Origin of the sequence: Achromobacter agilis (assembly GCF_900496965.1) — a bacterium.
GTDB classification, from domain to species: Bacteria; Pseudomonadota; Gammaproteobacteria; order Burkholderiales; family Burkholderiaceae_B; genus Achromobacter; species Achromobacter agilis.
In genome coordinates this window covers 118,437-129,738 of sequence record NZ_UFQB01000020.1, presented here as the reverse complement: position 1 = coordinate 129,738, position 11,302 = coordinate 118,437, and the positions used below count along the sequence as shown (strand labels likewise).

The 11,302-nt window shown below is 65.6% G+C and carries 15 protein-coding genes; 4 read left to right on the top strand and 11 right to left on the bottom strand.

Translation table 11 applies throughout. The annotated features are described in order from the left end of the window. Nucleotides 1-1,063, bottom strand: a 1,063-nt coding sequence (locus tag AGI3411_RS21555; protein ID WP_165359232.1) for a DUF3300 domain-containing protein, incomplete at its 3' end; no start/stop codon positions are given. A gap of 124 nt (nt 1,064-1,187) precedes the next feature. Further along, the gene (locus AGI3411_RS21550) at nt 1,188-1,403 is read right to left on the bottom strand and encodes a TOBE domain-containing protein (RefSeq protein ID WP_006227327.1); all 216 of its coding nucleotides are present in this window, start codon (nt 1,401-1,403) and stop codon (nt 1,188-1,190) included. Nucleotides 1,404-1,616: 213 nt separating this feature from the next. Here AGI3411_RS21550 and AGI3411_RS21545 point away from each other — a divergent pair, with 213 nt between their 5' ends. Beyond that, nucleotides 1,617-2,054, top strand: coding sequence for a universal stress protein (locus AGI3411_RS21545; protein WP_129529368.1), 438 nt, complete (start codon nt 1,617-1,619; stop codon nt 2,052-2,054). 7 nt (nt 2,055-2,061) lie between these two features. Here AGI3411_RS21545 and AGI3411_RS21540 read toward each other — a convergent pair whose 3' ends face one another. The 4 genes from AGI3411_RS21540 to AGI3411_RS21525 form a co-directional block, all read right to left on the bottom strand. Further along, nucleotides 2,062-3,072 (bottom strand): 2Fe-2S iron-sulfur cluster-binding protein, encoded by a 1,011-nt coding sequence (locus AGI3411_RS21540; RefSeq protein WP_129529367.1) that lies wholly within the window; start codon nt 3,070-3,072, stop codon nt 2,062-2,064. 12 nt (nt 3,073-3,084) lie between these two features. Next, complete coding sequence (locus tag AGI3411_RS21535) at nt 3,085-3,564, bottom strand: GlcG/HbpS family heme-binding protein (RefSeq protein WP_129529366.1); 480 nt, start codon at nt 3,562-3,564, stop codon at nt 3,085-3,087. A 43-nt stretch (nt 3,565-3,607) separates the two neighbouring features. Next, nucleotides 3,608-5,068 carry an aldehyde dehydrogenase family protein gene (locus AGI3411_RS21530; protein WP_129529365.1) on the bottom strand — a complete coding sequence of 487 codons (1,461 nt, stop codon included), beginning with the start codon at nt 5,066-5,068 and terminating at the stop codon, nt 3,608-3,610. Between the two features lie 184 nt (nt 5,069-5,252). After that, entirely contained in the window at nt 5,253-6,785 is a 1,533-nt protein-coding gene (locus AGI3411_RS21525; protein ID WP_129529364.1) for a hypothetical protein, read from the bottom strand. 228 nt (nt 6,786-7,013) lie between these two features. Here AGI3411_RS21525 and AGI3411_RS21520 point away from each other — a divergent pair, with 228 nt between their 5' ends. Further along, entirely contained in the window at nt 7,014-7,757 is a 744-nt protein-coding gene (locus AGI3411_RS21520) for a sulfite exporter TauE/SafE family protein (protein WP_129529363.1), read from the top strand. A 79-nt stretch (nt 7,758-7,836) separates the two neighbouring features. Further along, complete coding sequence (locus tag AGI3411_RS21515) at nt 7,837-8,556, top strand: GntR family transcriptional regulator (protein ID WP_129529362.1); 720 nt, start codon at nt 7,837-7,839, stop codon at nt 8,554-8,556. A 31-nt stretch (nt 8,557-8,587) separates the two neighbouring features. On the opposite strand, the gene AGI3411_RS21510 is transcribed toward AGI3411_RS21515, so the two are convergent. The 4 genes from AGI3411_RS21510 to AGI3411_RS21495 all read right to left on the bottom strand — a co-directional run bounded on the left by AGI3411_RS21510 (nt 8,588) and on the right by AGI3411_RS21495 (nt 10,363). Then, nucleotides 8,588-8,938, bottom strand: a complete 351-nt coding sequence (locus AGI3411_RS21510) for a 2Fe-2S iron-sulfur cluster-binding protein (protein WP_129529361.1) — start codon at nt 8,936-8,938, stop codon at nt 8,588-8,590. Further along, the gene (locus AGI3411_RS21505) at nt 8,935-9,261 is read right to left on the bottom strand and encodes a ferredoxin (RefSeq protein WP_129529360.1); all 327 of its coding nucleotides are present in this window, start codon (nt 9,259-9,261) and stop codon (nt 8,935-8,937) included. Before AGI3411_RS21505 ends, AGI3411_RS21510 begins: the two co-directional genes overlap by 4 nt. 5 nt (nt 9,262-9,266) lie before the next feature. After that, nucleotides 9,267-9,566 carry a 2Fe-2S iron-sulfur cluster-binding protein gene (locus AGI3411_RS21500; RefSeq protein WP_129529359.1) on the bottom strand — a complete coding sequence of 100 codons (300 nt, stop codon included), beginning with the start codon at nt 9,564-9,566 and terminating at the stop codon, nt 9,267-9,269. Between the two features lie 65 nt (nt 9,567-9,631). Beyond that, entirely contained in the window at nt 9,632-10,363 is a 732-nt protein-coding gene (locus AGI3411_RS21495; protein WP_129529358.1) for an iron-containing redox enzyme family protein, read from the bottom strand. A 227-nt stretch (nt 10,364-10,590) separates the two neighbouring features. On the opposite strand from AGI3411_RS21495, the gene AGI3411_RS21490 reads away from it, so the two are divergent. After that, complete coding sequence (locus AGI3411_RS21490; RefSeq protein ID WP_129529357.1) at nt 10,591-10,806, top strand: hypothetical protein; 216 nt, start codon at nt 10,591-10,593, stop codon at nt 10,804-10,806. A 51-nt stretch (nt 10,807-10,857) separates the two neighbouring features. Here the strand turns inward: AGI3411_RS21490 and AGI3411_RS21485 are convergent, their stop codons facing one another. After that, a complete protein-coding gene (locus AGI3411_RS21485) occupies nt 10,858-11,253 on the bottom strand; it encodes a DUF2809 domain-containing protein (RefSeq protein ID WP_129529356.1) in 396 nt (131 codons plus the stop codon). Nucleotides 11,254-11,302 lie beyond the last annotated feature (49 nt).

Genomic DNA, 11,302 nt, shown 5'->3' with positions numbered 1-11,302 from the left:
CGCCGCCCCTGCCCGCCGCGCCCTGGCCGCGTCCGGCGCCCGGCTCGCCGTGCCCGGCAATGGACTGCCCGGTGCGGCCTTCGAACGACTGCGCCGCGCGCTCGCGGGCGGCATCGCGGGAACTGGGAGCGGCCGCCGCGCCGGGCGTCCTGCCGCCCTGGCCCTGCCGCTGCCGGGCCTGGTCCTGCAGGCCCGCCTGGCGCTGGCTGTCGAAGCGCTGGCGGCTGGCCTGGTCGGCATACGGCGTATTGCCGCGATTGGCGGCGTTGTGCTGCCAGGCAACCTTGTTGTTGTTGATGTTGGTCCGGTCGATGCGCTGATTGACGTTGATGTTGTTGTACCGGTTGACGTCGATGTCGACGTCGTTGTGCCCCCAGTCGAAACCGCCCCACATCGAATTGATGGCGGCAACTCCCAGGCCGAAACCGACCCCGGCCACCAGCGACGTGGCGAACACCGAGCCCGGCGGCGGCGGATAGTAGTAAGGGGGATAGGAGGGATAGGCCCAGGCGCCATAGACCACGGTTGGGTTGTAGCTGGGCACGTAGACCACCTGCGGATCGGCCGGCTCGATCACGACGACCGTCTTGTCATTGGTGGTGCTGGAAGTGACCTTCTGCTGCGGCGTGCTCTTCAGGTTGCCCGCCTTCTGGGCCTGGACCCGCAACCGCTGGACCGAATCCATGACCGCGTCCGGCTGCGCCAGGAAGGCGTCGCCCACGGATTTCACCCAGTCGGGCTGCCGGCCCATCATGTCCATGACCGACGGGAAGGCCACCAGGGATTTGACGCTGGGGTCCCAGGTCTCGCCCTCGACCGCCTTGACGGCCTTGTCGCCCGATTCGGACGTGTGCTGGGCCGACCACTTGGCGGCCGCCGCGATGTCGTCGGGATAGGTCGCGCCCATGAGTACCTGAGACAGCAGCGAATCCGGATAAAGCGCCACCGGCGCCATCAGCTGATCCAGTTGCGCGTTGTCCAGCTTGGTCTGCGCCACCGCGGGGAGGCAAACCGCCAGCCCCAGGCATAACCAGCCGATGAACCACCGTTGCAGTCGACGCATTTTCCGTTCTCCGTGAATCGCAAAGCATGACGCCACAAGCCAGGAGGGAACTGCCGGATATCGCGCTGACAATATATGCCTAACGGCGGCACAGGGGAAGCGCCGCCGCAGGTCGGCGCCGGTATTACAGTTTCGCGACGGAAACCTCGGTAGCCTTGACGAACGCCAGCACCTCGGTACCCACCTGCAGGTCCAGCTCTTTCACGGAGCGCGTGGTGATCACGGACGTGACGATGCCGGCGGGCGTGTCCACGTCCACCTCGGAGACCACCGGTCCCAGGATGATCTCCTTGATCTTGCCGCGGAACTGGTTGCGGGCGTTGATGGATTGAATGCTCATGGTGCGGCTCCTGTAGGGAAAGCGGATATCGCAAGCCTACGGGCGGGGCGCGCCCCGGGGAAGGACCGATTCCGAATGGAGATATGCGGAATCGGCATATGGCCGGGCCGCCCTGGCCTGCCTCGTCCTTATGCGGGACTGGCCTGGCGCCGGACGCGAGCCTATACTGGATCCGCAGTTGCTCGGTATTCCTTTTCCTAAAGGAGAGGCAACATGTACAAGCATTTGCTCATCGCCGTGGACGGCTCGCTCCTGTCCGAATCGGCTTTCAAGCGGGCTCTTGTTTTCGCCAAGGAAATGGGAGCCACGGTGACGCTCATCCGCGCCATTCCGGAAGACCATCTGCTGATCTACCAGGCCGAGATGCTGGGCACCACGCAAACGCAGCACACCGATCAGGCGCGCAAGAACGCGCAGACCTACCTGGACGGACTGGAAACGGAAGCCCGCCACGCGCTGGTGCCGTGCAACGCGGTCGTCACGGTCAACGACCACCCCCACGAAGCCATCGTCGAAGCGGCGCAAAGCCTGGGCTGCGACCTGATCATCATGGGTTCGCACGGCAGGCATGGCATGACGGGATTCCTGCTGGGCAGCGAAACACAGCGCGTATTGGCGCACACCCGCCTGCCGGTGCTGGTGTTCCGCTAGGGCCGGCTCAGCCGGCGGCGGCCAGCGCGTGCTGGAAGGTGAAGCTGTCGGCGTACATATGGTCCAGGCTGGCGCCGCGCGCGGCGAGCAGGCGCTTGGCCTGCTGGATCATTTCCGGCGCGCCGCACAGATAGATCGCGTGTTCGGACAGATCCTCGTGGTCTTCCATGACGGCCTGCTGCACATGGCCGCGTCGCCCCTGCCAATCCGCTCCCGCCCGCGACAGCACCGGCACGAAATTGAACTCGTACAGGCGCCCCGCCCAGCCTTCGATCACGTCGCGCAGATACAGGTCGGCTTCGGTGCGCATGCCCCAATAGAGCGTGACGGGCGGGCAATCCTCGTTGTCCAGCAGCGATTCCAGAATGGCCTTGATCGGCGCGATGCCGGTCCCGGTGGCCATCATGATGAGCGGCCGCCAGTCTTCCTCGTGGTAGCTGAACACACCCAGCGGCGCCTCGATCTCCACGCCGGCTCCCGCTTGCGCCTGCCCCAGCCAGAGGTCGGTATAGCGCCCTCCCGGAATGCGGCGCACGTGAAAGTCCACCAGGTTGCCCGCCGGCGCGGAAGCCATTGAAAAACTGCGCGTTTCGCCGTCGGGCAGCACCACGTTCATGTACTGGCCCGGCACGTAGTCCAGGCCCGGTTCGGGAAGCGCCAGCGTCAGGTGGATGACGTCGTCGCAATACCGTTCGAGGCGCTGGATGGTGGCCGGCAGGCGGCGCGGCTCCGGAAACGACTGCCGGCTGCTGGCCACGCTGATGCACAGGTCGCCCAGCGGCCGAGCCTGGCAGGCCAGCGCGTAGCCCTCGGCCGCCTCTTCCGGCGTCAGCGCCATCGGAAACTCGTCATAGGCGACGGCGCCCGACTCCAGTTTGATGCGGCAGGTGCCGCAGCCGCCGAAGGTGCACTCGTGCGGCAGCGTCACCGCCGAGCGTTCGGCGGCCTGCAGCACGGATTCGCCGTCTTCGACGTGGAACGCCTCGTCCGTTTCCAGGATATGCACGCGGTATGCCATGGCCGGCCTCGCCTATTTCTTGATGTCCGCCTCTACCAGCACCTTCATGCCGCGCGGCTCCAGGAGCGCCGCCAGCGCCGCCAGCGCCGCCACGCCGGCCTTGGTGTCCTGTTCGCCGTTGCCGCCGCTCAGGCCCACGCCGCCGATCACCTCGTCGTTCACCACGATGGGAAAGCCGCCGACGAACACCGCGAACTTGCCATCGAAGCTCCACTGGATGCCGAACGCTTCGTTGCCGGGCAGCGCCGGCCCGTTAGGCGGCGTATTGAACAAGTGCGTGGAGCGCTTGTGCCCCGCGGCCGTGAACGCCTTGTTCCAGGCGATCTGCGGACCGGTAATGCGCGCGCCGTCCATGCGCTCGAGCGCGATGGGATAGCCGCCGTCGTCGACGATGCAGATGGATTCCAGCACGCCGATTTCTTCCGATTTGGCTATGGCGGCGCGGATCATGACGCGCGCTTCTTCAAGTTCCAGGCGGTATACCTGCTTCATATCGATATCCTTTTCCGATTGCGATGAACGGGGCCGCGCGGCATCAGCCCGCGCGGTAGATGGTCTTGATCTGCGTGTAGAACTCCAGCCCCGCGCGCCCCGACTCGCGGAACGTGGACGTGCTGGAATGCTTGAGTCCGCCGAACGGGGCGTTGATCAGGTTGCCGGTGGTGGTCCGGTTGATCTTTACCGTGCCCGCCTGGATGTCGCGCGCAAAGCGGTGCGCATAGCGCGCGTCCGTGGTGGCGATCGCGGCCGCCAGGCCGTACTCGGTGTCGTTGGCCTTGGCGATGGCGTCTTCGTAGCCGTCGACCTCGATCAGCGCGATCACAGGGCCGAAGATCTCTTCCCGCGCGATGCGCATCTGCTGCGTCACCCCGGTAAACAGCGCCGGCGACACGAAGTAGCCCTGATCGAACCCCTCTCCCGTCAGCCGGTCGCCGCCGTACAGGTGGGTGGCCTCTTGTTTGCCGAGGGCCACATAGCCCAGCACGTTGTCCAGCTGCTTGGCGGTTGCCAGCGGCCCCAGGTCGAAGTTGCCGTCCAGGCCGTTGCCGATGGTCAGCGCCTTCATCCGGGCCAGCAGCCTGTCGGTGAAATCCTGACGTATCCGCTTGTCCACCAGCACCCGGCTGGTGCCCGTGCAAGCCTGTCCGCTGAGCGAAAAACCGCCCTTCACGGCGAGGTCCACCGCCCGGTCCAGGTCGGCGTCCGCCAGGACGATCAGCGGGTTCTTTCCACCCAGTTCCATCTGCGTGCGCGTGGTCAGCCCCGCCGTCCGGTGGATCTGCTCGCCCGCGGTGGTGGATCCGGTGAACGAAATCGCGCGGACCGCCCGCGCGCCGGTGATGGCTTCGCCAACGGCGCCGGCCGGCCCCGTCAGGAAATTGAGCACGCCGGCGGGCAGGCCGGCCTCGATGAAGGCCTCGGTCAGGCGATAGCCGGACAGGGGCGCGTCGGAGGACGGCTTGAACACCACCGTATTGCCGGCGATCAGCGCCGGGGCAATCTTGCGGGCCGGAATGGAAATGGGAAAGTTCCAGGGCGAAATCACCGTCACCACGCCCAGCGGCTCGCGCTGGCTGTAGACCACCATGTCCGGGTCGTCGTTGGGATAGGTTTCACCGGTGAAAGATTGCCCTTCCACCGCGTAGAACCGGATCGTCTGCGCGGAACGCAGCACCTCGTCCTTGGCCAGGCCCAGGCTTTTGCCTTCCTCCCGCGTCAGTTCGCGCGCGATGTCGGCCGCATGGTCTTCCAGGTACTGGGCCGCCCGGAACAGGATGGCGGCGCGCTTGGAAATCGGCGTATCGCGCCAAGCGGCGAAGGCAGCCTCTGCCTCCGCTACCGCTTGCCGCGCGTCGGCCGCGTCCGAAACCTGGAAACGGCCGACGACGTCGCTGGTATCCGCGGGGTTGATGTTGGGCGCCGTTTTGCCGGTGGCGCTGGGAATCCAGCTGCCGCCGATGCGATTCAGGAATGTTTGCTGCGAGAGATCGTCCACGGGAGCGCTTCCTTTGGCTATGCCAGGCGTGCCGCCGGACAGGCGGCGAGTTGGCTTATGAACATTGTATACTTTAATCAATATAGGGCGATACGTGAAAACCCCTGGTTGGCGGCCAGCCTTGCGGCTGTCCTCAAGCGCAGAGGGTCCCCGCAGGGACCCTCCAGCCCGCCGGACGGCCGCTTCAACGCCAGATCAGCACCGCGCAGATCGTCGAGATAGACAGCGCCAGCAACACCGGCAACAGCAGGGCGCGCACCAGGGACAGCACGTTCACCCGCGCGAAGCCCGCCACCGCGATCAGCGAAGACCAGGCGATCAGCGTGCCGCCGCCGGTCCAGACCGCGCCCATCTGCCCGACAGCCGCCAACGTCGCCGGATCCACGCCCACCACCGGCCCCAGGGCGCCGGACAGGGTGCCGGTCAGCGGCAGGCCGGCAAAGCCCGAGCCGTCGATGCCGGTGATCATGCCGACCAGCAACACGCCGAAGGCCACAAGGAAATGGTTCTCGGGGATCAGGTGCTGGCCCGCCGAAATCACTTCGAACAGCAGCCCCGGCGCCTGCGCCTGGGGCACGCCCAGGATCTGCGCGGCGGTTTCGTTGGCGCCGACGAAGAAGAAGCCCGCGATCGGCAGCACCGAGCCCATGGCCTTGAAAGCGAACACGAAGCCGTCGGTGACATGCTCCGGACAGACATCCAGCATCTTGCGCGGCCCTTCCGCCGCCAGGGTCACCAGCATCATCACGACAAAGGCCACGCCGCCCACCAGCGCCGCCGCATCACCGCCGCGCAGCGCCGGCAGGGACGGAAACAGGCGCGGCAGCACCATCACCGCGATCACGCCCAGGAACGCCAGCGGGGTCACGACGGCGAAGGTCTTGGACCAGCGCACGCGGCGCCGTTCCTCGCCGCTCAGTTCCGGCTCGCGGGGCAGGGCCGGATCGGCGCCCATGGTGCCGCGCGCGAGCTCTGCCTTGTCGAAGGAGCCCGATTGCTCGACGCGCGCCAGGCTGCCGTCCTGCGCGCGCGCCTGCCAGGCGGACAGCAGCGCCGGATCGGCGGATACGATGTGTTTGCGGATCAGCAGGTAGGCGGCCGTCAGGGCCACGGCCCCGGTAATCAACGACAGCACGAGCGCGCGGTCGGCCACCACGCCGGCGCTGACCGCCGCCCCCGCCGCCTTGGCGCTGATGCTCGGCGCCACGCCGATCACGTAGTCCGAGGACAAGGCCATGCCCTGGCCGGCGATGGCGATGGCCATGGCCCCCGCCAGCGGTGGCAGGCCGGCCGCGATGGCCGCGGGCAGCAGGATGGCGGAGACCAGCGGCACCGCGGGGGTGGGCCAGAAGAACAGGGAAATCACATAGGTACAGAGGGCAATGATGACGAAGGAGGAATGCCCGCCCCGCATGACGCGGCGAAAGGGCTGCACCATGCGCACGTCCGCCTGCAAGGTCTTGAGCGCGTTGAGCAGCGCCGTCATGAACGTGATGACCAGGAAGATATTGAACAGCTCCTTGGCGGCCACGAAGCTGGCCGAAAAGATGCCTATCAGCGCACTAATAGGACTGCCGGTAATGGCGAACACCACCAGGAAGGTGCCGATGACCGAAGGCACCACCACATTGGCCCGCAGGATCATCGTCAGGATGATGGCGGCCACGCTGAATAGATACATCCAATGAGCAGCGTTGAGGACTACGTCCGATTGCATGCGCGATTCCCCTTATAGGCGTGGCTGTTGGATCGCCACAATCGGTATACTATATTTCGTTTTGAGCTATACCAATCAAAATATGCACCGCCTAGGGAAAGCGATAATTCTGAAAAATCCTTGAATAATGTCAAAAAATCAGGGGATTACCCTAATTTTTTACGCAGACCAGTAAATTTTGCAAAATCATGGATAGACTACCGTATACATAAAAATACATCTCCAGGCATGACACCCTCCCTGCCGTACCCCGACCTCCTGCAATACGCCACTATGGCCGTCGTCGTGTTCGGCGCCGCGATCGCGCAGGGCGTGGGCGGCGTCGGCTTCGCGATGTTCGCGGCCCCCGTGGCCGCCATGTTCTTCCCCCAGCTGGCGCCCGGCCCCCTGCTGACGCTGGGCGGCTGCATTTCCCTGCTGACCGCGCTGCGCGAACGCGCGGCAATCCACTGGCCGTCCGTCTCGTACGCACTGGCCGGCCGCGCCGTAGGCACGCTGATCGCCATCTACGCCATGACGCGCTTCGCCCCGCAGGCGCTGGGCGCGCTGTTCGCCGGCCTGATCCTGGTGGCCGTCGTGATCAGCGCGGCCGGCTTGCGCTTCTCCGCAACGCCGGGACGCGTTTCCGGCGCGGGAATCGCATCGGGCATCATGGGCACGATGACCTCCGTGGGCGCTCCCCCGATCGCCATCGTGATGCAGCATGCCGCGCCGCCGCGCCTGCGCGCCACGCTAGGCATGGTGCTCTTCCTGGGATCGGTTTTTTCGCTTGCCATGCTGGCGCTGGCCAAGCGGTATACGGGTTACCACGCCGGGCTGGCGCTCAGCCTGGCGCCTTTCCTGCTGGCCGGCTTTGCGGTCTCCAACCGGCTTCGCAACCGCCTGCCCCCGCGCGCGGTGCGCGGCGTGCTGCTAGCGGTGTGCGCCCTGGGCGCGCTGGGGGTGCTGGTCAAGGCGTTCTGGGGCGGCTGATGCCTTGCATCCCCGTCCACGCCCGGCCACACCCGGTAATACAATGGAGACTGTATCCATTACGCCAAACCTGCTCGCCATGACCACTCTTCCCGTCAGCCCGCAAGCTGTAGCCGCGCAGCATTCCGCCCCGCTGAAGATCGGGGAGCAGCATCCGCAGTTGTTTGCCGTCATCCGCGACAAACTGCGCGAACGCATCCTCAGCGGCGAATTCACGCCCGGCGACCGCCTGGTCGAAGGGCGCCTGTCCGAGGAAATGGGCGTGTCGCGCATCCCGGTGCGCGAGGCGCTGCGCGCGCTGGCCGCCGAAGGGCTGGTCACCATCGAGCCGCGGCGCGGCGCGTCCGTGTCGGTCCTGTCCGACGCGGTCGCCTACGATATGGTGGAAGTGCGCGCCACCCTGGAAGGGCTGAACGCCAAGCTCGCGGCGCAGCGTCGCGACGAAAAGACGGTAGAGCGCCTGCAAGCCTTCCTGCGCGAAGGCACGGAAGCCGCGCGCAGCGAGCAGCTGGACAAGTTCCTGGCCCTGAATTCGCAGTTCCACGAAATGCTCGCCACCATCGGCGGCAACATGGTGCTGACCGACCTGATGCGTTCGCTGCGCGACCGCACCGCGCTGCTGTTCGCGCCCAGCAACATGCACCGCGCCAAGCAGAACTGGGACGAACACTCCCAGATCCTGAACGCCGTCATCGCCGGCAATGGCGACCTGGCCGCGCTGCTGGCCAGCCAGCACGTGCACAATGCCGCCAAGGCCTACACCGAGGCGCAACAGGCGCAGCACGCCTCCGTGGCGTAGCCGGGCGGCCCCGGGCGCGGGGCCGCCGTCCTCAGGTCGCGGCCTGCACGGGATCGGCGGGCGCACCCACCACGATACCCTTGCCGTTCTGGACCACCCACGACACCTTGATGTCGCCGTTCACGAAGGTCTGGCAGGCCATGCGGTAACCCGCCTCGAAATCCTCGGGGCGCAGGTGCTTGCGCTCCTTGGGCTTGATGGCGTCGGTGTGCTCGAGCCCCTCTTCGATGCGGCATTTGCAGGTGCCGCACAGGCCGCCCCCGCATTTGAACGGAATCCCGCCCTTTTCCTTGAGCGACACCCGCAGCAGATTGCTGTTCTCGGGCGCCGTCGCAACCATGCCGCCATTGGAAATGAATGTGATTTGGACCATGATGTTCAGTGCTCCGCGGGGACGGCGCCTGAGCGCAGCGTCAGGGTCGATTCCATGCTGCCGAAGCGCGTAAGGTGGGCAAGCTCCTTGCGGGCGGCTTCCACCGATCCGAACTTCTCCAGGAATTTGGACGGCACGCGGTTCACCACGTACGGCGGCGTCTCTTCAGTGACGATCAGCTTCGTCTCCCCATGCAGCCGGGCGATGCGGTATTCCGCCAGCGCGCGGCCGTAGAACACGTAGTCGTAGGTTTCGATGATGTCCACCTCGGCGCCGGTTTCCGTGCGGAACACACCGGGCTTGGTGGTCAGGATGACATATACCGGGTCCATCGCCGCTATGCCTCCACGTCCTGGGTCAGCTCGATATCGCTGTTGAGCCACAACTGGCAGGCCAGCCGGTAGCCCTGTTCGATGCGATCGCCCAGCTGTTTCTTTTCCTTCCAGTTCACCGGAGGCAGCTGTTCGGCCCCGGCCAGCACGCGGCAGGCGCATTTGGCGCACTTGCCCATGCCGCATTCGTAGCGCAGATGCGGATACGGAAACTGCTTGATGCCGGCCCGCACCACCAGATTGGTGTTTTCCTTCACCACGTCGGTGTAGGTCTGGCCGCCTTTATGGAATACAACGGTAGGCATGGTTCTCCAGGATCAGCAACCCGGCGGCCGCCCGGCGAAACCGCCGGACGGTCCGCGCCGGAAGTTCAGGCGGCGAGGCCCAGCTCGGGCAGTGCAATATCGTCCTGCACGTAATCGGTGTAGAGCGCGGTGGTGTACAGCAGCCGCATCTGCGCGCCGATTTCGCAGATCTTCAGGCAGCGCTGCTGCAGGTCCACCGTGTTGGCATGCTCCAGCACGATCTGGTAGCCGCGTTCGCCGTGGATTTCGTCGGACACGATGTGCAGGTCGAAGAATTCCACTTCCTCGTCGGTAAAGCCGTACTTTTCGCGCAGCGTGGGCGTCTGCTTGCGGTAGATGGAGGGCACCTGCGATTCCAGGCCCACGACCAGGCCGGCCACGGCCACGATCGGGTCCTCGCGCATGGCGACCGCGTAACACCAGCTTTGCAGCGCGCGCGTGGTGGGCGACATGTTGTCGGGGTTGACCACCCGTTCCCGGGTCGTGCCGCAGGCTTCGGCGAAACGGATCAGCAGGTCCGTGTGGCGGTCGCCCCCGATCTCCTCTTCATACATATTGGCCAGCAGGAAGTCCTTGGCCTCGGTATAGGTGTCGGGCGTGCGGGCGTACAGATAGCCCAGATAGTCGGCGAAGGGGCCCACATAGTGGTAATGGTTCTCCGCCCAGCGCTGCAGGTGCTGGCGGCTGAGCTTGCCTTCTGCCCAGGCTATCGAAAACGGCGAAGCATTGGCGCTCTTGCCCTTGATCGCGTTTTCCAACGCGGTACGGAATTCATCTCGGTTCATCAGTTCAGCCATGACGCGCTCCAGGTCCAGTGGGGAGGATTCCAGGCCTGTCTCAGCCCGGGCATGATGAACATTGTATACCGTCTACTCTTTTGGACTGCTAGGGCAATCCCGAAGAACCCATCTAAAAACGGGGACAGCCCATACAGATCAAGCACTTGCGGCATTTCGGGCGGCGCTGGCATCGGGTGGCCGATGCTGGTACACTGAATACACTTTCAATGCAATACGGAAATACCATGAATACCCGCCATCCCCTGGGAGACGCCCCGATCGGTCAGCAGCTGCTGACGCATTACGCCCGCCGCGACGCCTTGCGGCATGCCACCCCGTTGTTCCCTTCGTCGTGGTCCGAGTGCTTCGCGCCGTTCCGCAACGCGCGGCTGCAACCGCTGCGCTCGACAACGCCCGCCGCGCATCGGCACGATGACGCGGCGATCTGCCAGCCAGGCTGAACGTCAGCCAGGGATCCGGCCCTTGCGGTCGGGCCTTGAGGCCATGCGCGCCTAGGCGACGCGCAGTTCGGGGCGCCGCCGCCGATTCCAGGCGGCCAGCCCCAGCACCAGCCCGAATCCCAGCGTATAGGCCAGCACGTCCCACCAATCGGGCACGCTGCCCAGAACGATCCGCAGGAACGGCTGCTCCAGCCGCCAGCCAAAATGCCGGGCCAGGTACTGGCCCAGTTCCACCGCATACCCCGTCAGCAGCGCCGCGAACGCCAGCGGCAACACACCCGCGCGGATGACGCTGCGATACGCCAGGTACGCCCATCCCACCGCCACCACGTCGCCCACGAATCCTCGCAACAGGGGGTAAGGAGCGCCCAGGGTGGCGATCAGCGCTTCCAGCGCGGTTACGGCCAGCAGCGCTGCAAACGCGCGCCGATTGAATGTCAGGGTCATCGAAGCAGAAAACGCGGATATTGGAACGGTCAGCGCGGACGTTAACGCA